At 51.0% G+C, this 24,605-nt stretch carries 24 protein-coding genes; 17 read left to right on the forward strand and 7 right to left on the reverse strand.

From position 1 onward, the window contains the following. Positions 1 to 205: 205 nt before the first annotated feature. Together ACYVBJ_RS10630 and ACYVBJ_RS10635 are read left to right on the forward strand one after the other, a co-directional pair. Positions 206 to 691 carry a (2Fe-2S)-binding protein gene (locus ACYVBJ_RS10630; RefSeq protein WP_460982277.1) on the forward strand — a complete coding sequence of 162 codons (486 nt, stop codon included), beginning with the start codon at positions 206 to 208 and terminating at the stop codon, positions 689 to 691. 2 nt (positions 692 to 693) lie between these two features. Further along, positions 694 to 2,850 (forward strand): xanthine dehydrogenase family protein molybdopterin-binding subunit, encoded by a 2,157-nt coding sequence (locus ACYVBJ_RS10635; RefSeq protein WP_460982453.1) that lies wholly within the window; start codon positions 694 to 696, stop codon positions 2,848 to 2,850. An 84-nt stretch (positions 2,851 to 2,934) separates the two neighbouring features. Here the strand turns inward: ACYVBJ_RS10635 and ACYVBJ_RS10640 are convergent, their stop codons facing one another. Further along, positions 2,935 to 3,309 (reverse strand): hypothetical protein, encoded by a 375-nt coding sequence (locus tag ACYVBJ_RS10640; RefSeq protein ID WP_460982278.1) that lies wholly within the window; start codon positions 3,307 to 3,309, stop codon positions 2,935 to 2,937. Between the two features lie 241 nt (positions 3,310 to 3,550). On the opposite strand from ACYVBJ_RS10640, the gene ACYVBJ_RS10645 reads away from it, so the two are divergent. Beyond that, positions 3,551 to 4,069 carry a GNAT family N-acetyltransferase gene (locus ACYVBJ_RS10645; RefSeq protein ID WP_460982279.1) on the forward strand — a complete coding sequence of 173 codons (519 nt, stop codon included), beginning with the start codon at positions 3,551 to 3,553 and terminating at the stop codon, positions 4,067 to 4,069. Positions 4,070 to 4,144: 75 nt separating this feature from the next. Next, positions 4,145 to 4,666 carry a RidA family protein gene (locus ACYVBJ_RS10650; RefSeq protein WP_460982280.1) on the forward strand — a complete coding sequence of 174 codons (522 nt, stop codon included), beginning with the start codon at positions 4,145 to 4,147 and terminating at the stop codon, positions 4,664 to 4,666. Positions 4,667 to 4,767: 101 nt separating this feature from the next. On the opposite strand, the gene ACYVBJ_RS10655 is transcribed toward ACYVBJ_RS10650, so the two are convergent. Continuing rightward, a complete protein-coding gene (locus ACYVBJ_RS10655; protein ID WP_460982281.1) occupies positions 4,768 to 5,088 on the reverse strand; it encodes a 2Fe-2S iron-sulfur cluster-binding protein in 321 nt (106 codons plus the stop codon). Positions 5,089 to 5,149: 61 nt separating this feature from the next. Beyond that, complete coding sequence (locus ACYVBJ_RS10660; RefSeq protein WP_460982282.1) at positions 5,150 to 6,154, reverse strand: NAD(P)/FAD-dependent oxidoreductase; 1,005 nt, start codon at positions 6,152 to 6,154, stop codon at positions 5,150 to 5,152. Positions 6,155 to 6,710: 556 nt separating this feature from the next. On the opposite strand from ACYVBJ_RS10660, the gene ACYVBJ_RS10665 reads away from it, so the two are divergent. Next, the gene (locus tag ACYVBJ_RS10665; protein WP_460982283.1) at positions 6,711 to 7,475 is read left to right on the forward strand and encodes a cupin domain-containing protein; all 765 of its coding nucleotides are present in this window, start codon (positions 6,711 to 6,713) and stop codon (positions 7,473 to 7,475) included. 17 nt (positions 7,476 to 7,492) lie between these two features. Here ACYVBJ_RS10665 and ACYVBJ_RS10670 read toward each other — a convergent pair whose 3' ends face one another. Next, positions 7,493 to 8,638 carry a glycoside hydrolase family 5 protein gene (locus ACYVBJ_RS10670; RefSeq protein WP_460982284.1) on the reverse strand — a complete coding sequence of 382 codons (1,146 nt, stop codon included), beginning with the start codon at positions 8,636 to 8,638 and terminating at the stop codon, positions 7,493 to 7,495. Between the two features lie 72 nt (positions 8,639 to 8,710). Next, on the reverse strand, positions 8,711 to 10,846 hold the full coding sequence (locus tag ACYVBJ_RS10675) for an alpha-amylase family protein (protein ID WP_460982285.1): 2,136 nt from the start codon (positions 10,844 to 10,846) through the stop codon (positions 8,711 to 8,713). 297 nt (positions 10,847 to 11,143) lie between these two features. Between ACYVBJ_RS10675 and ACYVBJ_RS10680 the strand changes: the two genes are divergently transcribed. Then, positions 11,144 to 12,511, forward strand: a complete 1,368-nt coding sequence (locus tag ACYVBJ_RS10680) for a PQQ-dependent sugar dehydrogenase (protein WP_460982286.1) — start codon at positions 11,144 to 11,146, stop codon at positions 12,509 to 12,511. 81 nt (positions 12,512 to 12,592) lie between these two features. Here the strand turns inward: ACYVBJ_RS10680 and ACYVBJ_RS10685 are convergent, their stop codons facing one another. Beyond that, positions 12,593 to 13,237: an HAD hydrolase-like protein gene (locus ACYVBJ_RS10685; RefSeq protein WP_460982287.1), complete on the reverse strand. Its 645-nt coding sequence runs from the start codon at positions 13,235 to 13,237 to the stop codon at positions 12,593 to 12,595. Positions 13,238 to 13,668: 431 nt separating this feature from the next. Between ACYVBJ_RS10685 and ACYVBJ_RS10690 the strand changes: the two genes are divergently transcribed. Then, positions 13,669 to 14,046, forward strand: a complete 378-nt coding sequence (locus ACYVBJ_RS10690) for a T9SS type A sorting domain-containing protein (protein WP_460982288.1) — start codon at positions 13,669 to 13,671, stop codon at positions 14,044 to 14,046. A gap of 276 nt (positions 14,047 to 14,322) precedes the next feature. Further along, entirely contained in the window at positions 14,323 to 14,574 is a 252-nt protein-coding gene (locus tag ACYVBJ_RS10695; RefSeq protein ID WP_460982289.1) for a hypothetical protein, read from the forward strand. Between the two features lie 63 nt (positions 14,575 to 14,637). Here ACYVBJ_RS10695 and ACYVBJ_RS10700 read toward each other — a convergent pair whose 3' ends face one another. Further along, positions 14,638 to 15,048 carry a DoxX family protein gene (locus tag ACYVBJ_RS10700; protein ID WP_460982290.1) on the reverse strand — a complete coding sequence of 137 codons (411 nt, stop codon included), beginning with the start codon at positions 15,046 to 15,048 and terminating at the stop codon, positions 14,638 to 14,640. 225 nt (positions 15,049 to 15,273) lie between these two features. Here ACYVBJ_RS10700 and ACYVBJ_RS10705 point away from each other — a divergent pair, with 225 nt between their 5' ends. The 9 genes from ACYVBJ_RS10705 (at position 15,274) to ACYVBJ_RS10745 (ending at position 24,600) form a co-directional block, all read left to right on the forward strand. Next, a complete protein-coding gene (locus ACYVBJ_RS10705) occupies positions 15,274 to 15,729 on the forward strand; it encodes a GNAT family N-acetyltransferase (RefSeq protein WP_460982291.1) in 456 nt (151 codons plus the stop codon). 279 nt (positions 15,730 to 16,008) lie between these two features. Next, entirely contained in the window at positions 16,009 to 16,329 is a 321-nt protein-coding gene (locus tag ACYVBJ_RS10710) for a hypothetical protein (protein ID WP_460982292.1), read from the forward strand. 179 nt (positions 16,330 to 16,508) lie between these two features. Continuing rightward, positions 16,509 to 16,748 (forward strand): hypothetical protein, encoded by a 240-nt coding sequence (locus tag ACYVBJ_RS10715; RefSeq protein ID WP_460982293.1) that lies wholly within the window; start codon positions 16,509 to 16,511, stop codon positions 16,746 to 16,748. A 120-nt stretch (positions 16,749 to 16,868) separates the two neighbouring features. Next, a complete protein-coding gene (locus ACYVBJ_RS10720; protein WP_460982294.1) occupies positions 16,869 to 18,467 on the forward strand; it encodes a serine hydrolase domain-containing protein in 1,599 nt (532 codons plus the stop codon). A 204-nt stretch (positions 18,468 to 18,671) separates the two neighbouring features. Then, positions 18,672 to 19,226, forward strand: coding sequence for a GreA/GreB family elongation factor (locus tag ACYVBJ_RS10725; RefSeq protein WP_460982295.1), 555 nt, complete (start codon positions 18,672 to 18,674; stop codon positions 19,224 to 19,226). Between the two features lie 74 nt (positions 19,227 to 19,300). Next, positions 19,301 to 20,824, forward strand: a complete 1,524-nt coding sequence (locus ACYVBJ_RS10730) for a T9SS type B sorting domain-containing protein (RefSeq protein WP_460982296.1) — start codon at positions 19,301 to 19,303, stop codon at positions 20,822 to 20,824. A gap of 97 nt (positions 20,825 to 20,921) precedes the next feature. Beyond that, on the forward strand, positions 20,922 to 22,244 hold the full coding sequence (locus ACYVBJ_RS10735) for a PQQ-dependent sugar dehydrogenase (RefSeq protein WP_460982297.1): 1,323 nt from the start codon (positions 20,922 to 20,924) through the stop codon (positions 22,242 to 22,244). A gap of 126 nt (positions 22,245 to 22,370) precedes the next feature. Continuing rightward, complete coding sequence (locus ACYVBJ_RS10740) at positions 22,371 to 23,450, forward strand: Gfo/Idh/MocA family protein (protein ID WP_460982298.1); 1,080 nt, start codon at positions 22,371 to 22,373, stop codon at positions 23,448 to 23,450. Between the two features lie 151 nt (positions 23,451 to 23,601). Next, a complete protein-coding gene (locus ACYVBJ_RS10745; RefSeq protein ID WP_460982299.1) occupies positions 23,602 to 24,600 on the forward strand; it encodes a phosphotransferase enzyme family protein in 999 nt (332 codons plus the stop codon). Positions 24,601 to 24,605 lie beyond the last annotated feature (5 nt).

Genomic DNA, 24,605 nt, shown 5'->3' on the forward strand with positions numbered 1-24,605 from the left:
GTTAAGCCCCGTACTGCCGATGGTACTGCTGTCACAAGCGGGAGAGTAGGAAGGTGCCACCTGGTGTCATTGTAAAGGCGATAGCCCATCCCGGAAGGGGTGGGCTATCGCCGTTTATAGGGTTTTGTGAAGAAACAGAGTGTATGTGTACAAGCCGTTTTATCATTATTTTGTATCTTGCTTCATATTAAACCCTGTCAGACCGATGGCTCTTTTCAAACTACAAGTAAATGGTAAAAGCTATCAAGCCGATGTTGAGCCTGATACACCACTTCTTTGGGTACTTCGTGATCATTTTGGACTTGTTGGTACTAAATATGGCTGTGGCATTGCTCAATGCGGAGCTTGTACAGTGCATCTAAACGGAGAAGCTACTCGCTCTTGTGTGCTACCAGTATCTGCAGTCGGCACGGGTAAAGTTACTACCATCGAAGGTTTATCGAAAAATGGTGATCATCCTGTGCAACTTGCCTGGGATAAGGTCGATGTACCTCAATGCGGATATTGTCAGGCTGGCCAGATTATGACGGCAGCTGCTTTGTTAAAACGAACTCCGAAACCAACTACTGAGCAGATTGATGCTACCATGACAGGTAATCTATGTCGGTGTGGCACGTATCATCGCATCCGTGAAGCCGTTAAAGTAGCCGTAGCCTCTACAGCAACAACGAAAACCACTAAAGCCAAATAATGATGCAAACCCTATCTAACCCAAGCCGGAGAAATTTTTTGAAGCTTGCGGCTGCAGCCGGGGGCGGTCTGTTAATTGGATTTAACTGGCTCGAATCTGAAGCCGCTACATCGGCGGTGCTGCCTGCCGGAGGAGTTGCCGCAGGTACTGATTTCAACAGCTACCTTTCAATAAATTCTGAGGGGATTATCACAATTTTTTCGCCTAACCCGGAAGTGGGACAGGGGATAAAAACCGCTTTCCCGATTATTGTTGCCGAAGAGTTAGATGCTGACTGGACAAAGGTAGTTGTTGAGCAGGCTCCTTTGGACACGAAAAAGTTTGAACGTCAGGTCGCCGGGGGAAGTGGTTCCATACCGCATTCCTGGGAACGGCTGCGCAAAGCAGGTGCTACGGCTCGATTGATGTTGATGGAAGCAGCCGCTAAACGATGGAATGTGCCGACTTCGGAATGCTTAACAGATAAAGGATTTGTACTACATACGTCGAGTAATCGTAAATTAAGCTACGGTGAGTTGGCAACAGAAGCTTCTCAGGTAGCCGTACCGGCCAATGTGAAGTTGAAAGATCAGAAAGATTTTAAGCTGATAGGCAGTACTGTAAAGAACGTAGATAATCCGAAAATCATAACGGGTAAGCCTTTGTTCGGATTAGACGTTTACCGCGACGGAATGCTGTTCGCCATGATTCAGCGCCCTGGGTTCGGTTACAAGCTTAAATCTGTTGACTCGAAAGTTGCTAAAACGATGTCTGGTATTGTCGATGTTGTTACGTTCGACAATAACGTTGCGGTCGTTGGTAAATCTACCTGGCAGGTAAAAAAAGCCAAAGACGCGCTGAAAATAGAGTGGGAGAAAGCCGATACTCTTGAAAGCACGGCTGATCATAATCGGTTGTTTAAAGAACTGCTCGATAGTAAAGAAGCTACCGTTCGACGTAAAGACGGGGATGTTGATGCTGCGTTTAAAGGAGCAGCCAAGGTAGTCGCTGCTGAGTACCAGTGCCCATTTCTGCCTCACAATCCGTTGGAGCCCATGAACTTTTTTGCCCATGTGCGACCCGATGGGGTAGAATTGATTGGTCCAACGCAGACACCAGAACTGGCCCGTAATGAAACGGCCAAGCTGCTAGGTATATCACCCGATAAGGTAACCGTTGAGCTAACGCGAATGGGCGGTGGATTTGGGCGTCGGTTAAAGGCGGATTACGTTATTGAAGCTGTACAGGTATCGAAGCTGGTAAAGGCACCGGTAAAACTGATCTGGACGCGTGAAGACGACATGACCGGCGGTAGCTACCGACCGGCCGTTCGGTATCGCTTTGAGGCTGCTCTGGACGAACAGGGCAACATGATCGGCTATAAGCTGCGTGGGGTAAGCATTAATGCTGGTAATTCTACTCGCGAAGATAACTTCCCCTCGGGAGCGGTAGACAACCTGCTGATCGATAGTGTTGACCATAAATCGCCAATTACAACCGGTCCCTGGCGGGCTCCAATCACAAATTTCTTGGCCTTCGCTGAGCAATCGTTCATTGATGAAGTTGCGCAGGCTGCTGGTAAAGACCCGGTTCAGTTCCGGCTGGAATTACTCGATAAAGCTAAGCAAAAGCCAGTCGGTGCTATTAAATACGACATCGACCGGATGAAAGGGGTAATTCAGCTAGCCGCTGAGAAATCTGGCTGGGGTAAGAAAAAAAGTTCGGACGGGCGGCCCGTGTCACAAGGCTTCAGCGTCTACTTTTCGCACCGTTCCTACGTGGCGCAGGTGGGCGAAGTGGTGATGGAAAAAGGAAAACCAGTTCTGCAAAAAGTGTATTCAGTCGCTGATTGCGGTGTTGTCATCAATCAGAGCGGAGCCCGGCAGCAAGTCGCGGGTTGTATCGTCGACGGAATTGGGCACGCTATGTACGGCAACATTACGTTCAAAGACGGAATTCCCGAACAGAAGAATTTCAATGAATTTCGCCTGATTCGGCTCAATGAAATACCCGAAGTAGAAGTTCACTTTGTGGATAATGGAATTGAGCCTACGGGTTTAGGCGAACCGTCGCTGCCCCCAGCAGGGGGAGCCGTTGCTAACGCAATTTTTAAAGCAACGGGTAAGCGGTTACGCAGTCAGCCTTTCGTTGAGGAAAATATATTCAAAGGCGTATCATAAAAAACTCGCGTAATGCTTAAACGAAAAGCGCCAGGAAAGATTTCCTGGCGCTTTTCGTTTAAGCATTATGTTCAGATGGTACGTTTACTGAATCGCAACCAGACGGGCGGCCGCCTGAACCGGAGCCGTCGCTATTTTTAGTTGTTTACGTATGCTTCCCTCGGCGGATTTCACCTCAATTTCGTACTCGCCGTCAGTCAGGTCGTTCAAGTGGAACAGAATTGCGTAGTTTTCATGCTTTTTGCCGAGCTTCTGCTGATATAATACCTCGTTTTGCTGATTGCGAAGCAGAATAATAACAGGCGTATCGACTGCCTTGGCGACGGAAAGACGGATCTGGTTATTAACGGTTACAAAAGCACTGGTATTAAAAGACAGCGCCTTTGGGTTAGTGGGGTTCATCAACGTAGCCGTGCTTAGAAGAATTGAACTAACTAGTGTAGTGAATGTCGGGAACATGAGCGTGTAGTGTTTAAAGTCTGGAGACGTTTGGTTGTTTACTGTTCGTTTAGGGTAATCCAAACGTTGTGCCAGTTAGTTAAGATTCTGACTACCAATAAATTAAAAATGCACCACTTCGATACAGTTGTACGTATCCGGACGAGAACTGTTCACTTGCGGACAAACAGGCGTACATCTTAACGCTATCTTTTCCGTCGTGTATACGATTGTGCCGGGCTGGTGAATATCTTTGCCCGCTATGAACACTGAATTGATTAGAGCTTCTATCGAACAGGATATTCCGGCCTTGAATGGCCTGGTAAACAGTGCGTATCGGGGAGATAGCTCCCGGAAAGGCTGGACAACCGAAGCTGACTTACTCGGCGGCATTCGAACCGATGAAGATGGGTTGCGGGCTATGTTACAAAACCCTGCGGCCACTATTCTCAACTATGAAAAGGATGGGCAACTGCTCGGGTGCGTGTACCTGGAGAAAAAAGCAGATGAACTTTATTTAGGTATGCTGACCGTTTCGCCCGAAGCGCAGGCCAACGGTATTGGTAAACAATTGCTGTCGGCGGCTGAGCAAGTAGCCCTTGCGCAGGGGTGCCAGCATGTGACCATGACCGTGATCTCGCAGCGGCACGAACTGATTAGCTGGTACGAACGACGAGGGTATGAGCGAACGGGCGAAGTTCAACCGTTTCCGATGGACAACCCCCGTTTTGGCTTACCCAGGCAACCTCTGGAGTTTATTGTGATGAAAAAAAGGCTTTGATTAACGGAGCTACCCAGATCATTCACCTACTTCGTTCGCTACGTCGTTAACGACCTTATCTACTTATTATTTATAATGCTTCTCCTGCGTAGTAGTCTGTTGTTTGCCTTGATTTTGGTAGGGCAGACAGCCATGTCGCAAACACCCGAACAAAATTTAAAAAGCCTGGGTATTACGTTGTACCCGCCCAGTAAACCGTTGGCTAATTACGTAAAAGCTGTGCAGACGGGAAATCTTGTATTCCTGGCCGGACACGTATCCACTCGGGCCGATGGCTCAGGGATTACGGGAAAGCTAGGGAAAGATGTAACCGTTGAACAAGGCTACGAAGCCGCCAAAATTGCGACTGTAGGACTACTGTCGACGCTGAAGGCTGAAATTGGTGCTCTTAACCGGGTTAAGCGGATTGTTAAAGTGACTGGGTTTGTAAACTCTACGCCTGATTTTGTCGATCAGCCTAAGGTAATTGACGGGTGTTCTGATCTGCTGGTAGCGGTATTCGGCGAAAAAGGCAAACATGCCCGGTCGGCGGTGGGTATGGGATCGCTTCCCTCCAATTATGCAGTAGAAATTGAACTGATTGTAGAAGTTGAGTAAGCGGCTACGATACGTAACAATGGAATGAATACGTACCTGTAACTCATGAAAAAGGAGGTCATAAACGACCTCCTTTTTTCATCCTTCGATGGGATAAACGCTTATTGTTCTTCGCCCCGAATTCTGAATATACCACCCTCCAGCGACTCATCGACCCGAATCTGGCACGCAAGCCGGCTGTCAAAACCAGCGTCGGGGAGGGTGTCGAGCATATCTAACTCGGCATCTTGGGCTGCGGGTAAAGCGTCGAAACCTTCCAGTACCTGAACGTGGCAGGTTGCGCAAAGTGCTATGCCCCCGCAGGTTGCCAGAATATTGTATTCCGACGCTTTCAGCACTTCCATCAGGCTCAGATTGATACCTTCCGGAATTTCTAGAGGCTGGCGTTCGCCGTTACGGTCTTCTACTATGAAATTTATCATGTCATTGCTTGCCGTCAGGTAGTCATTTATCATTTACAATGCATGATTACCTGATGAGTAGTTAGAATGTTGGTACGCCGTTGACGGTCGTGTATTTAAAGCTTAATTTCTGATTCGGATACACGTATCTAAAGGCGCTCTGGCACATCAGGGCGGCTTCGTGGAACCCACACAAAATCAACTTGAGCTTGCCGGGATACGTATTGATATCACCAATCGCGTAGATCCGCTCGACATTGGTCGAATAATCAGTCGTATCAACGGTAATTGCTGCTTTGTCAATATTGAGTCCCCAGTCCGCAATCGGTCCCAGCTTTGGCGTAAGGCCAAACAAGGGAATCAGGTTATCGGCAGGGAGGTTTGTTACGGTCTTGTCTTTCGCCGTGATGCTGACCTCCTGCAGGTGCCCGTTGCCATGAATGCTGGTAATATTCGATTGCAAAACCAGGTTGATTTTGCCTTCTTTCGCCAATTCGAACACCTTTTCAGCCGAATCGGGAGCACCCCGGAACGTATCGCTCCGGTGAACGAGCGTAACTTCCTGCGCTACGTTGGCTAAGAAAACAGTCCAGTCGAGAGCGGAGTCGCCACCGCCCGCCAGCACGACCCGACGATCGCGCAACTGCTCAGGATTTTTGACCATATAAGCTACGCCCCTACCTTCAAACTGCTCCAGGTTTTCGATTTCTGGCTTACGAGGCTCAAAACAGCCCAGACCACCCGCAATCACAACGACCTGGCTATGTACGGCTGTTCCATCGTTCGTTGTGATGATAAAGGACTCGTCGGGCTGGCGCTCCAGCGTTTCTACCCGTTCGCCTAACGTAAAGGTCGGATGGAATGGCTCAATCTGCTCCATCAGATTGTCGACCAGCACCTGGGCATTGATGGACGGATAACCCGGAATATCGTAGATCGGTTTTTGCGGATAAATCTCGGAAAGCTGACCGCCAACCTGTGGTAAGGCGTCGATCAAATGACAGCGCATTTTTAGCAGCCCCGCTTCAAAAACGGCAAACAGACCCACCGGGCCCGCGCCAATGATGCAAATATCTGTAGTAACCATGTTGTTTACGAAGTTCAAAAATGAGGCCTAAGACACCTTTTATACAGCAGTTGTCCCGTAAGCCCCATACTTTAGAACGAGCTAGTGACGTGAATAATTCGAGGGCAAAGCTAGAGTTGAAGGCGCTTTTAAGGATATGATAAATCGTGATGAGGGATAACCGGAGGGAATGATTACGGGACCCAAACGGCAACGGCTATATGTATTTAGGCAGCATCTGGGGTGGTCAGCTGCAAAAGGGCGACCGTACGAATTCATTGATCCGATGGGCAAGTGAGGGCATACAGCAGTGCAGACGACAGGCTGAGGTACCTACCTCCTTGTTTCGTTATATGACGAAAATTATTGTGAAAAATAGCATGAACCCCATTTCATCCTGCACAATAAAAGCTCAAACGAAGCGTTCTAGATCTGTTGTGCTTCACTTACCTCAGCGAATTTATTGCTGAGGCTTTTTTATGCCTAATTTTCGGGACTTAGTTCATCACTATTTTTTGCTGTGGTTAGGTTAAAGCGCGTAGCTGCTTTCTGGATCAATCACACTTCCCCGACGTTTATGAAACCCGCCCTGTTGTTCTGGATATTCGTTTTGATTGGGCGTTCCGCTTTTTCGCAGGTCGTTGCCTCAACGATGTACACCTGGGGTGAAGCGCCGGTCGGAGACCAGACGGGTTATGCCGAACGGATATTCCTGGAGGGAACAGCGAAGGGTTTTTCGGCTCTAAGTCTTCAGGCGATAACGGTGCCCGCCAATCAGCCCGCGCAGCCTGACCAACAGCTTGATGAAGAGGCTTTGCTCATAGTTAAAGAAGGCGAACTGGCTCTGACCCTCGATCAGACAAAAAAAACGCTCGGGCCGGGCAGCGTGGTCATCGTAATGCCCGGTGATTTTTTCCGGATAGACAACAAAAGTACGCAACCGCTGACGTACTACGTTCTGCGGTCCACGTCGAACGAAGTGCCCGATCTGGACTTGTACCGGCTGGCTGGCGGCTCATTCTGGGTCGACGGGCGTGAGGTAGCTCCCGGTTCTCTCAGCCAAAGCAGTATTCGCCCACTGTTCGAGGGGGGGACCATAATGGCCAAACGCCTTAAGGTTGATAGGGCAACGCTTGCTCCGGGGGCATCCGGCAATACGTCCCCAGCCAAGTCCGCCATAAAAGTGATAGTCATAAGGGAAAATTCGGTTCTCGCTACGATTGATGGCGTATCGCACAAGGCGCAGGCGGGTGATGTTGTGTTTATAGGAGCCGACGTAACGTATTCGGTCCAGAATACCGGCCAGGCCCCCTGCACGTATCTGTCCCTCGAGTTCGAATAGCCGCACCAACAGGATTCTCAGTATTTCATCAGCAAGTTCAAGAGTTTACGGTCTAGTTTATGACCGTGCCAGTCTTCGTACGCTACGTCGGTGCGTTTAGAGTCCAGAATACCGAAGTCGCCGATATACTCCCAGAGCGCAAAGCCAATGCCATTGCTCGACAGAATATCGAGCACATCGCCAAACCAGGCCAGAAATACGTCGTGGGGCGTTTTGTTCCAGCTGCCACATTCGCCACAGTGAACACCAACCCCTTGTTTGACTAAATCGATCCAGGGCTTGTAATACGTTTCGAGCATCTGTCGGCTCAGGTACTGATCGCCAACCTGCCCTGGCCATGTAGGCGTCGGCAGATGATCCGGGTCCTTATTAGCCCAGGGCGCTTTGTAGTGAGAAATAATGCCCGGATGATACCCCCGGCAGCTCTGCGCGATGTTCAGATCCGTGATTTCCGGGATGACTGAGTTTCCCACATTGTTTCCATCGGCGATGATGAGATGATTCGGGTTTTCTTTCCGGATCGCCTGAGAAGCCGCCAGCGCCAGTTTTCGATAAGCGTCGCCGGGTACCGAGCTGCGCTTCGAATGCTGATCGTTCATGTCGGCCCGCATACTCGGCTCGTTGAGGAGGTCGAAGCTGATCTTTTGAGAAGAAACATTTTTATACAGTTTTGCCCACATATTCCAGTGAAAACAGAAGGCGTCCAGCGCTGATTGGTCGGTCCACAGGTTATAGGGTTCGTTGAATCCGGCATTGATGCAATAACCAGGAGCGCGGTGGAGGTTCAGACTGACGTGTATTTTTTGCTGATGCGCCAGTTCGACCAACGTAGCGATACGGTCGACAGCCCGCTCGTCAATGTGGTATACTTCGTCGGGCAGAATATTTCGGCTCCGGTCAAAATTGAGGTAGTACGGGTAAGCGATGGGGATGCGAACGAAATCGAAGCCCCAGTCACTCAGCCACTGTAGCTGTTCTTTGGTCGTAGGCCGACGTGTAGACGCTGGGTTCGGCGAAAAGAAGTCCAGCAGGTTAAAGCCTTTCCACTTGGGTAACTTGTTTTTGCTGACCTGCTGAAATGGTAATGCGTGCAGGTCAGCAAATGGTGCACTTAAGGCAGTGGCCAGAGCGCCCGAGGTTTTTATGAATGTTCTTCGTTGCATGTTGACGACAAATTAGCAGGAGAGAAGTAAGCTTTAACCGGAATGATACGTAACGCATACTGGACGAAGCGATCAGCGATCCATCACCAGGCCATCAAAGCGCTCTAATTTTTTCAGCGTAAACTTCACCAGACCCTTTTCCCACGTAAACTTTATCGGCTGACCCGTAGCCATCGAGAACACCTTCGCTGGGTTGAAATCACTACGTACCTGGAACGTAAGGTCGTAGAGCGGTAACGGCGCAAAGTACGTAGTGCCACTGAAGCCGGTGAGATTGACCAGGTGCAGAATCAGTCCATCGGCGGTTTTTTTATCTGCCGTGCCCGGTACATTTTTACGGTACTCCTGCAAAATCACTTCAACACGCTCCGGTGCGTTGGTCGTTACCAGGGAATGGGCGTCGGGCAAAATGAGGTCAATGGCATCCAGAAGCAGATTTTTGTGTTCCTGATAGCCGTGCATATAATACAATCGGCCGAGGTTTATGGGCAGGATAATGTTCTTGCTTGGGCCGTACTGCTTTAGCGCCATGGCCTGATAACCGGTTGGATCGTGGCCGCCAATGATCTCCGGCGGTCCGGGTCGGCCTTTCGCCAGGATCGGCAGATACGTAGCGTCCGCTCCTTTGAAGTCATACAAGCCCAGATTGAACTTCCAGAAAAGCATCTTTTGCTGCCGGAATCGCTTGAACACAGCCTTGTTATCCGGATTGAGGTAGAACCCAGTACCGTCGTGATCTTTAGTCACGACTTTGGCCCCGAACAGTTCAGCCAGCACTTCGGGCTGGTCGAAGAGCGTCCGGTTGGTGGCAATCAGGCTCGTTCCCTGGCGACTGGCTTCTCTGAGCACCCGAACCGATTCGGCGTTGAGGTACGTAATCTCCGGTAAAATCAGCAGCCTGTATTTTTTCAGTTGCTGAGCCAGTTTCCCAAGCTGAGCGTCTTCGATAACGTCGAACGGAATATGCGCTTCTTTCAGCATCAGCTGAATGCCCCGGTATTCCTGCATCGGCTCTCCACTGGGCCAGGAGCCTGGCGCGATCACGGCGATGTTCGCCACGGACGTATAGCGGCCAAAATACGGCTCATGCTTTTTGTGGTAGGCATAAATCTGCCGGATGATGTCATAATTCCGCTCGTCTTCGTAGCCGCGCATATCGCCCATCATACTCATGTCGAGGCCGGAACCATTGGCAATATTTTCATAGAGCCGTATGGCCACTTCTTCGGGTTCAACCGCATTGTAGCGCGACTGAAACGAAATCTGCTGAATGCTGGCGTTGCTGATTACGTGATCGGGAAAGGAGTGCACCGCGTTGTTTACGTTGTCCGAAGCGGTATAGGGCCAGTAGGGCAGGCTCGTGTTCGACTGGGATTCGTGCCGGATGATATCGACGTATTTGTCGGAATAGGTACAGATGGCAATCTGATTACTCTTCGCGTGAACCAGTTCATGGAGCCGTTTTGACCACGCTTCGGTCGTAAACTTTTTGAATTCCTGGTATTTCTGAAAGATTGGATCGGCTTTGTTTTCCTCGACCGGCAGCGTCAGGCCATTACTGTACTCGGCGAAGCGTTTTTTATCATACTCATTCTGGTCGATACCGTGGTATTTGCCTTCGTACGGGTTATTGACTTGGTAGCCGGGCATGTTCAGAAAAATACCGTCGATTGGGTACCGGTTCATCACTTCTTCGATGATGCGGAATGCCCGATCCTGTACGTAGGGCGCGTTGATCGACACGACATACATATCCGTATTGATGATCCGTTCGCCTTTGGGCGATACGTAACACCAGTCGGGATGAGCCTTGAAAATGCTTTCGTGGACACGGCTGAAGTCAAACCGCACAATTACCCGAATTCCATTCTGGTGGCATTTGCTGATAACGTCGCCCAGCATGTTGGGCTTCATGTATGGATTGGTGTAGTGAAAGTCGAGCTGAGTCGGAAAAAAGGCCATAATACCGCCCGCGTTGATCAGCAACGTATTGGCCGAAGCCTGCTTAAGATCTTGCAGCAGTGAGTCCGGATTCAGAGTAGCGGCTTCGTAGGCGGGCAGATTGGTTTGAATAACGCGCAGGTTGTTCTGCTTCCACCAAGGCGTATCCGTCGATTTTTTAGTTGCCGGGTTAGTCTTCTGCTGGGCAATGGCGGGGATGCTGAGAGACAGCAGAAAAGAAAGATAGATACAGACGAATTTACACATAGTAGGTTCGGGAAAAGGGTGAAATTAAGGGTATGTCTTCCTGAAAACAAAGCAGCCTCCCGATACGCAGCCGGGATTGGCCGGATTTTAAGCAGCAAACCCAACCTCATTCTGTCATTAGCAATGGATAGTGTAATGAGAATTAACGGAGCAGTATAAATCTGATTGGGGCAATAGATAACTATTAGTTGGATAGGTTTTTGAGATTTCGTAAACTTAAGCGTAGCTGAAACCGCTAAGCGTTTCCGAAACGAACGAAGTTTCAATGCAGATTAGGAATAAATGGTACTCCGGGTTATGAAAACTAGTCACGTCCGTACACCGTGGTCGATCCATCCACGCAAATCTATTTTGGAGCGATTCGGCTGGTTATCGGGTTTGTTTGTTGCTTTGCTCCTGCTGGCTCGGGTTAGCCCCGGACAAACTTTACCCGCTAACTTTAGCCAGGTAGCGGTGGCGAGTGGATTAGGTGCACCAACCGTTATTGTATTTGCTCCCGATGGGCGTCTGTTCATCGCGCAGCAGAATGGCGTACTACGCGTCGTTAAAAACGGTACGCTGCTTCCCAACCCATTCCTTCAGCTTCCGGTTGAAGCGGTTGGCGAACGGGGCTTGCTGGGCATTGCCTTCGATCCCGATTTTGCCACCAACAATTTCATCTATCTGTATTACACCGTCCCGGCGGGGGCCGCAGCAGTTCATAATCGAATCAGTCGGTTCACGGCCAACGGCGACGTAGCGCTGGCGGGCAGCGAGTCAATCATTCTGGAGCTGAATTCGCTCAGTAGAGCCACCAATCATAATGGCGGCTCGATGGTGTTCGGAGCCGATAAAAAGCTATACGTGGGTGTTGGCGAAAATGCCTACCCGCCCCACGCGCAGGATCTGACTAATTATCTGGGCAAGGTATTACGGATTAATCCGGATGGGAGCGTACCGGCGGGTAACCCTTTTACGGACGGCAATGAAGCCCGGCAACGAATCTGGGCGTATGGCCTGCGAAACCCCTACACGTTGGCGGTGCAACCCGGAACGGGCCGCCTTTTCGTGAACGATGTGGGGCAGGAAGTCTGGGAAGAAATCAACGACGCCACGACCGCCGGAGCCAACTTCGGCTGGCCTTTGGCGGAGGGCGTCAGCACAAATCCAGCGTTTAAGAACCCGGTCTACGCCTATACGCATGGCGGGGGCGACGGAACCGGTTGCGCCATTACGGGCGGAGTATTTTTCAATCCTGCGTCCACTACGTACCCCGCCAGCTACATCGGTACGTATTTCTTTCAGGACTTTTGCAGCAACTGGATCAACGTACTCGATCTGTCGGGTCCGGCAGCGGTCCGATCTTCGTTTGCCACCAATGTGCCCGGCAACGCCCTCAGCGTTACGGTTGGCCCCGACGGGAATCTGTATTACGCAAGCCGCGTCGCCGGTAGCGTTTTCAAAGTGATTTATACGGGTACTGCCTGCCAGACCATAAACGATGGCAACTGGCACGACGCTACGGTATGGTCATGCGGGCGGGTTCCGACGTTGAACGATAAAGCAACCGTTCGGCACGCGCTGACCATTGGTCCGAGTGCAATTGGGCAGGCGCATCAGGTGCAGTACGAAGCCGGTGGGCGGTTGGCGTTTGCCGCCGGTGCTCAGCTTACACTCGGTAAGTGAGGTACGTAGCGCACTAATCTTCAGGGTGTAACAAACAGGTGTTCAGCAAAAAATAGCCAGGAGCCAGCCCGTATAGATTTGTTAGTTCGTTTTCGCATCGCCAAGCACCGTCGACAGAATTTCGTCTACTGAGGCAAAAAACAGCGTGTTCGACTGCGCTTGTAGAATGTCGGCGCGGGTGTAGCCCCAGGCAACCCCGCCAAAGGTTAAAGATGCTTTGCTGGCGGCTTCAATATCCCGAATCTCATCGCCGATGCAAAGGGTTTCGGCCGACGTAACGCCACTTTTCGTTATTACTTTTTTGAATTTGCGCGGTTTGCCGAACAAAGCCGAACCACATTCATAGTGGTTGATGAGGGCAGCATGACGGGGGCCTAACACCCGACGAACGTTTTCGGCGGAGTTCGAACTCACGATTGCCAGCTGAACGTCCTGCGCTGACAGTTGCTCTAACAAAGCCGGGATACCTGCAAACAACGTAATCTGGTCAATATCCTGGGCCATCAACTGAATAAACGACCGGGCCACAAACGGAATCTTCCAGGCAGGAAGCTTACTGTGCTTCATCATCTGACGCGCATCAAGTCCACGTAACTGGTCGACCTGCTCCAGCTCAATTTGTTCAAAATTGTATTTTCTAGCCAATACATTCACGGTGCGCAGGAAATAAGGAAACGAGTCGGCTAACGTACCATCAAAATCGAAAATGACTAGTTTGTAATTCATTGTAGTGTTCACTTGTAATGCTGTGTATTAAAAACGTCTTGAAAGAAAGTAAACAAACTGGCTAACAGGATTAGGCAATATGGCCGTAATAAGCTGAATTAAACCGGAAATAATCAGCTCAACGTAACGTACCAGTTCGGTAAGACAGGATTGATCGGCCACAAAATTATTGGGTTTCTCCCAGACCTGGATAGCTTAACGCGCCCCAATTTCCACGTCAGTTAGTAAACGGTTTTGCCCGTCCGACGCCCGAAACAGTTCAAGTGCCAAAAACGACCATTCTTCACGGGAAAGGTCGAATTCAACCAATATCCGTAGCACGTGCCGGTGGCTCGCTATAGTTTTGACTCATCAATCGGGCACAACCAATCGCCCCCGATCCGATCTGAAAACTAAATCTGCCACAAGGCCAACCTTTAACAACAATCACAATGAAAACGCTATTCGCTTCCTTTCTTATTGCTTTGACTACCAACGCCTTCGCTACGTCTGACGATAAGGCTACGGCTCCAGCTTCGTTCCAGTCCTCCGTGTACGTATCGACAACCAGCAGCATCCGCGTAGCGATTGATAAAGAGAAAGGTCAGACCGTGCAGATTCGATTAGTTGATGAAAAAGGCCGCGTAGTTGCGACCGAATCAATCGCCAAAAAGCAAAGCCAGTTCCGGGGCCGTTTCGACGTAAACAAATTGCCAGACGGCCACTACACGCTGGAAATTACTGATGGTACGTCCGTTGAGACGCGGGGCATTGATGTGGCCACGAACACGCCGACACCCAGTGCCAACCGGGTTATATCGCTCCTGTAACGGTCGGGCCTAGTGTTCCGTAATCGCCAACGTTCGGCGTACCGATCAGACATGATAAGCAGACAGCTACATGAACAAACGCCAGGCAGAGCCGAAACTCTTTACCTGGCGTTTTCTGTGAAAAAGCAGATAGTTCGAAAGAAATAGAAACGAATACGCTACGTACTGCTTCGGAACGTTAGTAAACAAAAGAAGTTCTTGCTGCTTATCAGGCTCCACCGTTTAGCGGGTTTCTCCACATATGCTTAGCTTTGTTGCAATCGATAAACTTTATTTATGATTACTAAAGTATTACGTTTTGGCGTGCTCGTCCTGATGATCGGCTGTAAGAAGGATGATGTCTGTTACGAATGTGTTACAACCACATCCCGATACGTATCGGCGACTAGTCCTAATGCTATTACGCGGGATACGGTCATTCAGTGCGGTAAGTCGAATATGGAACAGTATAAGCTGGCTAACTCGCTGGCAACGCCCGGTGGCGGATCAACCGTTTCCAAAACTGTAGACTGCACCCAGAAACCATAGCGCCGAACCGGTTCTATACGTAGGGTGAACGTTTGGTAAGCATCCGTCCAGGCTGCTCCTGCCTTACCGCGCTCCCGCCATACTAACGGATTGAGGGATGTTTACGTCGGCTGACCGAATTAGTTTGTGGTGATAGACGTAAGAACTTACTACCAGAAGTACCAGGATCAGAAGCGGCAGGCCCATAGTGAGTCCGGCGCCGACCGAAATATGTGAGTAAATGGCCCCAATCAGGTCGAACAGTAAACCAGCGTAGGCCCATTCTTTGAGTCGTAGATAACCCGGAATCAGGATCGCCACAATGCCCAATAATTTCGCTACGCCCAGAAACGGAACCAGGTAGGCGGGATAACCCAGCTGCGTTACGTGTGCAACGGCCTCAGGTGCCGACATGGCATCGAAAACAGAGCCCAGGCCCAGCACGGCTGCCATCAATCCGGTTACTATCCAGTACACTACTTTCGTCGTTTTCATGATCCTTGCGTTTAGTTTTATAAGGCTAAGGTAGGCTCATTTCTGCCCGAACAGGGGGGACAATTCCGGCAATTTGGCGGGGTAATTGCGACACTGAAACATAGAGGAATGAACGGTCAAAACAAGCTAAACGGGGTCGGTCTGGCAGGCAAAATGAACGCATTTTGCTAGTCGCTTCAAACGAAACGAATTGGCTGGTGAGTAATGTAATACGTATCGTAAAGTATGGAACTAACCTATAGATTGGCCCAGGAGTCGGACCTGACCGATATTGTCAGTATGCTGGCCGATGATCCCTTAGGAGCGCAGCGCGAAGCCGTTGATACGTCGTCGCTGGATGCTTACCGACAGGCGTTTAGAATCATTGCCAGCGACAGGCAGCAGGAGTTGACCGTTGTTGAAGTCAATCAGGAAATCGTTGCGACATGTCAGCTAAGCTTTATTCAGTACCTAACGCATCAGGGTGGCATACGGGCGCAGATTGAAGCGGTTCGTGTCAAAGCAACGTACCGAGGGCAGGGGATAGGAACCCAGCTTTTTGAGTACGCCATTCAGCGGGCAAAGGAAAAAGGGGCCCACCTTGTTCAGCTAACGACGGATAAGAAACGACCTGAAGCGAAGCGATTTTATGAGTCACTAGGCTTTATTGCCTCACACGAAGGGATGAAACTTCACTTGTAGGTTCTCTTGACTTGCAGCGTGTGAAATGTGTTCGAATGTCGAATCAGTAAAAATGAGTACTGCTGGAAATCGAAAGCAAACCCATGGGCTACGGTCTACTCAATAGCATGGTAGGTTAGAAAGCGGACGACGGCAAATCCATACGTACAGACAGCTGACCACAGGCCAGTAAATCAGATTTTGGGTTTCACAGAAGATTCTCCTTATAGTTACAATATATTTAGGTCCTGCACCGAATACCTCCCGTAAGGTCTGTTTACGTTGTTTAGTTCTTTCGTTATGGAAACATCTGCCAGCCGGCCTATGCTCTATTTTGCGGTAAGTGAGCCTTCACCGTCTCCGTTAAACACCAAAATGCAAGCCGGAGCGAGTTGGCGCTACGGTTCGTATAAGGTACGTAACCTCAACCATGCCCTCGAGTTTTTGAGTGCTTTTAAATCGCTGGACTGGCTGATTCACCAGGCCTGGGTAATCGATACCGACGGGTTTAAGCTGACCATTCCTCCGGAGCATATTGACGAGCGACTAGTTAATCAAGCGAATAATCTGCCTGATCTTCAGCATAATATTAATAGTATTGTTTTTCATACGCTATATTAAAATAGGGCCTCGTTCAACAGATCCAGTATATTGACTGTTAAAACTAATTCAGGTGTTTAACGACGGACGCTGATGATTGGGCGTTGCCTGGAACGATTGATAACCAGCCGACTACATAATTTTACGGCTTGCTCACCGGGTGAACCGTTTAGACGTCCCGCCACTTAGAAAGCCTCAGAATGGCCGTCGATAGTTCGGGCAGGGTGCTTGCCCGGCAAAAGTTAAAAGAAGCTGAGCAAGACCTGTGGCAGGCGGTCGATCTGGCGGAGTTGGGTACGTTTGTCATTGATCCGGCCGCGAACCGCATTGAGATGTCACCCCGCTTCAAAAACTGGCTGGGCTATAAACCGGAGCCATCACCGCCACCAGCCAGCCGGGGCAGGGTACCGCCTTGTACGTACTTGCCAATAGACGAGTAATCGATCAATGCCAGGAATTCGCTACGTAGTACGTCTAATTAGGGGTTTAAGTTAATCGCTTTGCCGCCAGGCGCGTCTTTAGGCAGCAATCGCTTATCTTGGCCCTTATTCTCGTAGGCCATGATCAAACGAATACTTCCTGTCAGTCTTTTCCTGTTTGCTACGTTGGGCACCCACGCTCAGACCAAATCTGCCAGTGGCCGGGCGCCCTCCCGGACTGTTACGTCGGTTAGTACGTATCAGCCACCTGTGTTTGCCGATGCCGACCGGCTGAAGAAGATTGAAGCGGCCTTTCCCGTTATTGACAAGCTCTTCAAGGACCACGCAGCCCGGCGCAATTTTCCGGCTTTAGCCTATGGCATTGTGGTCGATGGAAAGCTGGTGTATGCCGGTAGTACAGGCTATACCGACGTAGCGAAAAAGACACCGGCTACACCTAAGTCGCTCTTCCGGATTGCCTCCATGACCAAGAGCCTGACGGCTATGGCTATTCTACACCTGCGGGATCAGGGCAAACTGCGGCTCGACGATCCGGTTGAGCAGTACATTCCTGCCATGAAGCAGATGACGTACCTCACCGCCGATTCGCCGTTGATAACGATCCGCAACCTGATGACCCATTCGGCCGGTTTCCCCGAGGATAACCCCTGGGGAGATCGTCAGCTTGCCGATTCGGACGCCGACTTGATTAATCTCATTAAAGGGGGGCTGACGAATTCCAACGCGCCGGGCGTAGCGTACGAGTACAGCAACCTGGGTTTTGCCATGCTGGGCAACATCATCACGAACGTATCGGGTAAGCCCTATCAGCAGTATATCACCGAAACCATCCTGAAGCCATTAGGCATGAACCAGACCGTTTGGGAATATACAAAAGCTCCCGCCGATCTGCTGGCGCATGGATACCGATACGTCGATGGTCAGTGGGTTGAAGAAGCGCTTTTGCACGATGGCTCCTGGGGGGCAATGGGTGGTCTGATTACGTCGATTGAGGATTTCAGCAAATACGTTGCCCTGCATCTGGCCGCGTGGCCACCCCGCAGCGACGCCGACAATGGCCGTAGCGACGGACCGCCCGTTAAACGCAGTTCGGTACGCGAAATGCAGCAGCCGTGGATGTTCTCAGGCCTGTATCCGGAGGCCAAAACGCCTTCGGGAAAGGTTTGCCCTACCACAACGGCTTACGGCTACGGACTAGGCTGGGGTAAGAACTGCGAAGGCAAAGTGAACGTCGGTCACAGTGGCGGTTTGCCGGGTTTCGGCAGCCAATGGCGCATTTTGCCCGAATACGGAATCGGGGTTATTTCGTACGCCAACCTGACCTACGCCGGAACCGGGGGCGTCAACACCGCTGTGCTCGATACGCTGGTGTCGATAGCTGGGTTAAAACCGCGCCAGTTGCCCGTTTCGCCTATTCTGAACCAACGCAAAGCTGAGCTTGTAAAGCTGCTGCCTGACTGGACGAACGCCGAAAAGAGCGGCATCTTCGCCGAGAACTTCTTTCCCGACCAGTCGGCGGAACGGCGTTGGAAAACGCTTCAGGAACTCTACGCGAAGGTTGGACCGATTAAGAAGGTAGGGGAATTAATCCCCGAAAATCAGCTACGAGGCCATTTTCTGCTGGAAGGTGAAAAGGCGAACATCGACGTGTTTTTTACCTTAACACCCGAACATCCAGCCCTTATCCAGCAGCTCGACTTCCGCGAGGTGAAGCCGTAGTTTCGACTTCCTGTCGTGTAACAATGGTCGGCTTGCGGCACATGGTTACACGACAGGGCAGGTATCAAATCCATTTGCAAAGTTGCTGCAGAAGATTACACGCTCCCGATCGCGATGCTCCAACGCAACCCCATCGCGTTGCGTAGTCTGTTGATGCTAAACAACCGCTTGCTGGTATCGTTTTAAGAGAAAGCGAATATCCGTATGAGCAGGGCATTCTTAAAAAACGAAACGGCCGATGATCCGGTTGTGATTCCGGCGCGGGCACCCTTACCGCCCGGTGTTCCAAACTATGTTACGCCCCGTGGTCTCGCCCTGTTGCGAACCGAGCTGAGTGAACTGGAAACAGAACGGGCGCATCGGCAAGCCGGTGACGTGGACGACAGTGACCGAACGCGGCAGCTGGCTGAACTGAATGGACGTATCGGTGCCCTCAACCAGCGTATCGCCAGTGCCAAGCTCGTCGATGCCCACACGCAGCCGCACGACGAGGTTCGTTTCGGGGCAAGCGTTACGTTGCGAACCCGGCAGGCCGGAGCATCGGGCACGACCGCTACCGACGCAGAACGTCAGATCACCATTGTCGGCGTTGATGAGGCTGATGCTGCACAGGGGCGGGTTGCGTTCACGGCCCCCATTGCCCGCGCGATGCAGGGAAAGCGGGTCGGTGATGAGGTGACGCTACGTACCGGACGTGGCGAACAATTCATGGAGGTAATAGCCATATCTTACCTTGAATCAGATCTTAGTTCGCTATAAATCACGTAATTTAGAGGCTTAGTTGCTCAACAAAGTTGCATTGTATCTGAACGCAGAGCTGCAAACCTCCCACTATGTCAGGAACGCTGATTCGGACGATTTTTTGGCTGTTCGCGCTGCTGCCCGGCGTGGCGATGAGTCAGGAGTTCATTCCGAACGGAAGCTTTGAAACCTACGACAACTGCCCCCGTCAGGACAATCTGCTCAGCGAAGCCGCTCCCTGGTACAACCCTAATCAGGCAACTCCCGATTTTTACAATCAGTGTTTTCCAACCAACCAGATTGTGATACCGCCCCGAACCGGGCAAGGGTTAGGCCGCTTCTTTTTCGATCAGGGATGGGCCGAGTATATGGGAACACCGCTGACAAAGCCTTTGGAAGCCGGCGAGTGCTATTTCTTTCGAATGTACGTAGCGTCGGTAACTCCAAACCAATATGTCCCTCAGACGCTCGGAGCTTACTTTTCAGATGCCCCCCTTGTCAGAAAGGATAAAGGGCTGCTGGGCGTGAGACCGCAAATTGTGGATGCACAGTCGAAAACAATCACGGCTCCATCTCGATGGGAGGCCATAACAGGCTACATCAGAGCTTCAGGAACCGAGCGTTACGTAACGATTGGTAGCTTTAATCAACTACCCGCTTTTCTGGGCTTTTATTACGTCTTCGTTGATGACGTATCACTGGTTCCAATCCGGCTTGACCTGGGCAAAGACACTACCTTATGCGGCCGGAAAAGTACATATCTGTTAAACGGAGAAACCCCCGGCGCTACCGAATACCGCTGGCAGGATGGCAGCCGGTCGTCTACATTTTTAGTGACCCGGCCCGGTAAATACTGGGTTACCGCAACGACACCCTGTAAGGTTGTCTCCGATACGATTAACGTCGAATATAGCCTTGATTTTGACCTGGGCCCCGACACGACCCTCTGCAATGAACAGTCCATTACGCTCAGTGTGCCACCCGGAGCCGCTACCTACCGCTGGCAGGATGGATCGTCGCAAAACACGTACCAGGTCAGTCAGTCGGGGCAGTACAACGTACAGGTAACGCAGGCGAGTTGTGTGGTAAAAGATACAATTCAGGTTCGGTTCATTCGTCGGCCGCAGTTGGAGCTTGGTCCGAACAGAGAGCTTTGTGGGGCGGAGGTCTTTACCATCAACCCCACTTATGCCGAAGGGACGTTCAGCTGGCAGGATGGCATTACCTCGGCCGAGCGGGTGGTGAAAAGTTCGGGTGTTTACCGGGCGAGCGTCCGTAACGATTGTGCCACCGTTACTGATTCGGTTGAGGTCGGCTATGGCGACTGTGATTGCGTGATTTACGCGCCCAACAGCTTCACCCCAAATGTCGACGGCATAAACGACGTTTTTTTGCCGTATGGCTGTGGCGACATTACGATTACGTCCTTAGCGGTTTTCAACCGCTGGGGCGAGGTTATTTTCCAGACCAGTACCGAGCCTTTCCGTTGGGATGGGCTGTATCAGAATCTGCTTTGCCCGAGCGGGGTCTATGCCTGGCGGGTCAATTACGACTTGCGGCAACGTAACACCGTGAGTCACAAACAGCAGCAGGGGTCCATTACGCTTATTCATTAGTTTTCGGGGCTACCCGCTAGTATTTTCCACCCCAAAATCGCTTACTAAGGGTGACGTAAACTCCCTCGCAGCTTGCTGTGCCCAATTAAACCAATGTATGAATAAACCTTCGTTGACGCTCACCTGCCTGCTGGCAGGTCTGACCGCTTTGAGCAGTCTGGGCGCTACGCATGCCGGCAAACATCCTCGCCCGGTACCTACCAAAAAGAACGCAATCGCGGCCGCCGACCTGAAATTGCCCGCTGGTTTTGCCGCCACGATTGTGGCCGAAGACTTAGGCGCTACGCGGCACATCGCCGTGACTAAATCCGGCGATATCTACGTAAAGCTGGGAAAGCTGAAAGATGGTAAAGGCATTTACCGTTTGCGGGATACCGATAAAGACGGGGTTATTGACGAGCGCGTTGGTTTCGGCGATTACCCCGGTACCGGAATCTATATTAAAAACGGCTACCTCTACGCATCGTCAAACTCAGGTGTTTATCGATATAAGCTAAACGACAAAGGCGAGGTTAGCAGCCCCGACCAACCCGAGTTGCTGGTATCCGGGCTGCGCGTGAAAACCCGGGACCAGTCGAAGTCGATTGCCATTGACGATAAAGACAATATCTACGTAAATATTGCGTCGGATAATGACGCGTGCCGCGAAGCCGGAACCGGGAAAGGTATGATGCCCTGCCCGTTGCTCGATTCGGCGGCTGGTATCTGGCAGTTCAAAGCAAACAAACCGAATCAGGCCTTTTCTGATGGTGTTCGTTACGCAACCGGCTTAAAGAACGTAGTTGGCCTTGATTGGAACGCCAAAACCAACTCGCTGTTTGTCGTACAGCACGGGCGGGGCCAGTTCCATGACTTTTATCCACAATACTACACGGCGAAGCAAAGTGCTGAATTGCCGGCCGAGACGATGTACGAAGTGCATAAGGGCGATGATGCCGGCTGGCCGTACATCTACTACGATCACATCCAGAAAAAGAAAATCGTAGCCCCTGAATACGGTGGTGACGGCAAGAAAACCGGGGGCGGGAAAACCATCAATCCAGTCGCTGCCTTTCCGGCGCACTTAGGACCAAACGGCCTGCTGTTTTACACGGGTACGGCGTTTCCGGAGAAATACCGGAATGGCGCGTTCGTTGCTTTCCACAGCCAGTCGGCCGAGTTGCACAAAGGGTATATGGTTGCCTTTGTGCCTTTCAAAAACGGGAAGCCGTCGGGTAACTGGGAGGTTTTTGCTGATAACTTCGCCGGAACAGATCTCGTCAAACCAACCGGTCCGGTTCAGCACCGCCCCTGCGGACTGGCGCAGGGCCCCGACGGTTCGCTCTACGTAACGGACGACATGAACGGAACACTGTTCCGGATCGCTTATAAAAGACCGGTCGCCAGCTCAAAAGCGTCGGCTGCGTCGAACAAAAAATAAACCCGCTAACCAGTACCTGGCGGCCGTAAAGCATCAACTCCGAACAGTGGTATAGTGCCTCTGTTCGGGGTGTTGCTTATTTTTGTCCATCAGCATTCTTTCATTCGCGAGTCAACATCAATTCTCATGTCAAGTACAACCCCGATTCGGGTCCTTGTTGTCGGTTGCGGTAACATGGGCGCGTCGCACGCACAGGCGTATCAATTGCTGGACGGTTTTCAGATTTGTGGAATCGTATCCACCGGAAAAAGTAAAGAAGTACTCAACGAAAAGCTGGGGGGCGGTTATCCCCTGTTCAGTGATTACGCCACAGCCCTGGCCGAAACGAAGCCTGATGCCGTTTGCATTTCAACGTATCCCGATACGCACGAAGCCTTCGCCATCATGGCCTTTGAACAGGGTTGCCATGTCTTCATCGAAAAACCCGTTGCCGATACGGTTGAAGGCGCTAAGCGTGTTTTAGAAGCCGCCAATAAGGCCGGTAAAAAACTGGTGGTTGGCTACATTCTGCGCCATCATCCCTCCTGGGAAAAGTTTGTTGAAGTGGCCCGGAGCCTTGGTAAGCCGCTGGTGATGCGGATGAACCTCAACCAGCAAAGCCACGGAACCATGTGGACCGTTCACCGCAACCTGATGAAATCGCTGAGCCCAATCGTCGACTGTGGTGTACACTACATCGACGTAATGTGCCAGATGACCCGCTCGAAACCGCTTCAGGTGAATGCCATCGGTGCCCGGTTAACCAACGACATTCCGGCCGACAACTACAATTACGGCCAGTTACAGATTCGCTTTGAAGACGGTTCGGTCGGTTGGTACGAAGCGGGTTGGGGACCGATGATGAGCGAAACCGCCTTTTTCGTGAAAGACGTAATAGGGCCGGATGGCTGCGTGTCGATTGTGGCTAAAAACGCTGGGGCCGCTGGTAAATCGGACAATGTTGATTCACACACGAAGACGGAATCGCTGCGGGTGCACCGCGCTAAATTGAATCCGGACGATCAGTTTGCCGAAGCTGATACCTGGATTGATATGCAGGACGAGCCCGATCACCAGGAGCTGTGCAACCGCGAACAACGCTATTTCCTGAAAGCCATCCAGGAAGACATTGACCTGACCGATCACATGCAGGATGCCGTAAACAGCCTGCGGATCGCTTTCGCCTGCGACGAGTCAGTGCGAACTGGCCAGCCGGTGATGTTATAACTGACGTAGTTTGTGAATAAGTTGCTGACGGGTGGCGGGGCCCAGCGTCAGCAGCTACGTACCTTCCCATAACACCGGTCGGCAGTGTAGTTGAGCCTTCGGTCGATAACGGCCGGAGGCTTTTTGCTTGTTACTACCTCACTATTCCACTATGCAACTTTTTCCTGCTCAATACTCTACCTTGTCAGCTTCGGCCTTAAGAGACAGTCTCGAAAAAAGCTATGGGTTTCAGGGAATGAACTGTCGGCTTCTGCTCCGGGGTGTCAGCGATACTTATGTGCTGGAAGGGGCTGAAAGCAAATACGTTTTCAAAGTGTACCGCAATGCGCACCGGAGTCTCAACGAGATAAAAGGGGAGGTGGAACTGCTGAATATATTAAAAGGAAGAGGAGCGAACGTATCGTACCCCATCCGTGATCGGAACGGCCAGCAAATCCAAGCCTTTAACGCTGCTGAAGGCGTGCGACATGGTGTTTTGTTTAGTTATGCCATCGGGGAAAATGTGTATGATCTGTCGGACAATCAATTACGCGTTGTGGGCCGGGAAATGGCTTTTAACCATACCATTACGTCACAGATTGACGTACCGCACGAACGTAAGCCGTACACCATTGAGACTACTCTTACCCGGCCACTTAAACTCATTGAACCGGCTTTTGCCGATTACCAGGAAGGATATGCCTACCTCACCGAAATTGCTCAGCAGGTAATCAAGAAAATGGAGTCGTTTGATACATCGATCTTCAGCGTTGGCTATTGCCACTACGACTATCTTCCCAAAAACTTTCATTTCGATCAGGATGATACGTTCACCTTGTTCGACTTTGATTTTGCGGGTAAAGGCTTTCTGGTTAATGACTTGACTTCGTTTCTGGTTCACTTCTTCTTCCACTCGATTTATGGCAAAATCAGCAAAGAGGAAGCCGACCGCCAGTTTAACGTGGCTCTTGATGCTTACAGAGAAGTAAGGCCGTTATCAGACGAAGAGGTTGAAGCCATTCCGTACCTGGGCATCATGTTCTGGGTCTTCTACCTGGGCTTTGCCTACGAAAACTTTGATGATTGGTCGAATACCTTTTTCGGACTGCGGTATCTGCGCGAGCGGGTGGGTATCATCAAACGATTTGCGGAATTGTACTGCCGGTTTTAGTGGTA

It is taken from the genome of Spirosoma fluminis (genome assembly GCF_054778895.1).

Coding starts and splice junctions, on each gene's coding strand:
- ACYVBJ_RS10725 (WP_460982295.1), top strand. CDS start 18,672: ATGAGCAGGGCATTCTTAAAAAACGAAACGGCCGATGATCCGGTTGTG.
- ACYVBJ_RS10745 (WP_460982299.1), top strand. CDS start 23,602: ATGCAACTTTTTCCTGCTCAATACTCTACCTTGTCAGCTTCGGCCTTA.
- ACYVBJ_RS10715 (WP_460982293.1), top strand. CDS start 16,509: ATGGCCGTCGATAGTTCGGGCAGGGTGCTTGCCCGGCAAAAGTTAAAA.
- ACYVBJ_RS10690 (WP_460982288.1), top strand. CDS start 13,669: ATGAAAACGCTATTCGCTTCCTTTCTTATTGCTTTGACTACCAACGCC.
- ACYVBJ_RS10720 (WP_460982294.1), top strand. CDS start 16,869: ATGATCAAACGAATACTTCCTGTCAGTCTTTTCCTGTTTGCTACGTTG.
- ACYVBJ_RS10630 (WP_460982277.1), top strand. CDS start 206: ATGGCTCTTTTCAAACTACAAGTAAATGGTAAAAGCTATCAAGCCGAT.
- ACYVBJ_RS10640 (WP_460982278.1), bottom strand. CDS start 3,309: ATGTTCCCGACATTCACTACACTAGTTAGTTCAATTCTTCTAAGCACG.
- ACYVBJ_RS10735 (WP_460982297.1), top strand. CDS start 20,922: ATGAATAAACCTTCGTTGACGCTCACCTGCCTGCTGGCAGGTCTGACC.
- ACYVBJ_RS10680 (WP_460982286.1), top strand. CDS start 11,144: ATGAAAACTAGTCACGTCCGTACACCGTGGTCGATCCATCCACGCAAA.
- ACYVBJ_RS10670 (WP_460982284.1), bottom strand. CDS start 8,638: ATGCAACGAAGAACATTCATAAAAACCTCGGGCGCTCTGGCCACTGCC.
- ACYVBJ_RS10655 (WP_460982281.1), bottom strand. CDS start 5,088: ATGATAAATTTCATAGTAGAAGACCGTAACGGCGAACGCCAGCCTCTA.
- ACYVBJ_RS10730 (WP_460982296.1), top strand. CDS start 19,301: ATGTCAGGAACGCTGATTCGGACGATTTTTTGGCTGTTCGCGCTGCTG.
- ACYVBJ_RS10635 (WP_460982453.1), top strand. CDS start 694: ATGCAAACCCTATCTAACCCAAGCCGGAGAAATTTTTTGAAGCTTGCG.
- ACYVBJ_RS10705 (WP_460982291.1), top strand. CDS start 15,274: ATGGAACTAACCTATAGATTGGCCCAGGAGTCGGACCTGACCGATATT.
- ACYVBJ_RS10740 (WP_460982298.1), top strand. CDS start 22,371: ATGTCAAGTACAACCCCGATTCGGGTCCTTGTTGTCGGTTGCGGTAAC.
- ACYVBJ_RS10700 (WP_460982290.1), bottom strand. CDS start 15,048: ATGAAAACGACGAAAGTAGTGTACTGGATAGTAACCGGATTGATGGCA.
- ACYVBJ_RS10665 (WP_460982283.1), top strand. CDS start 6,711: ATGAAACCCGCCCTGTTGTTCTGGATATTCGTTTTGATTGGGCGTTCC.
- ACYVBJ_RS10645 (WP_460982279.1), top strand. CDS start 3,551: ATGAACACTGAATTGATTAGAGCTTCTATCGAACAGGATATTCCGGCC.
- ACYVBJ_RS10660 (WP_460982282.1), bottom strand. CDS start 6,154: ATGGTTACTACAGATATTTGCATCATTGGCGCGGGCCCGGTGGGTCTG.
- ACYVBJ_RS10685 (WP_460982287.1), bottom strand. CDS start 13,237: ATGAATTACAAACTAGTCATTTTCGATTTTGATGGTACGTTAGCCGAC.
- ACYVBJ_RS10650 (WP_460982280.1), top strand. CDS start 4,145: ATGCTTCTCCTGCGTAGTAGTCTGTTGTTTGCCTTGATTTTGGTAGGG.
- ACYVBJ_RS10710 (WP_460982292.1), top strand. CDS start 16,009: ATGGAAACATCTGCCAGCCGGCCTATGCTCTATTTTGCGGTAAGTGAG.
- ACYVBJ_RS10695 (WP_460982289.1), top strand. CDS start 14,323: ATGATTACTAAAGTATTACGTTTTGGCGTGCTCGTCCTGATGATCGGC.
- ACYVBJ_RS10675 (WP_460982285.1), bottom strand. CDS start 10,846: ATGTGTAAATTCGTCTGTATCTATCTTTCTTTTCTGCTGTCTCTCAGC.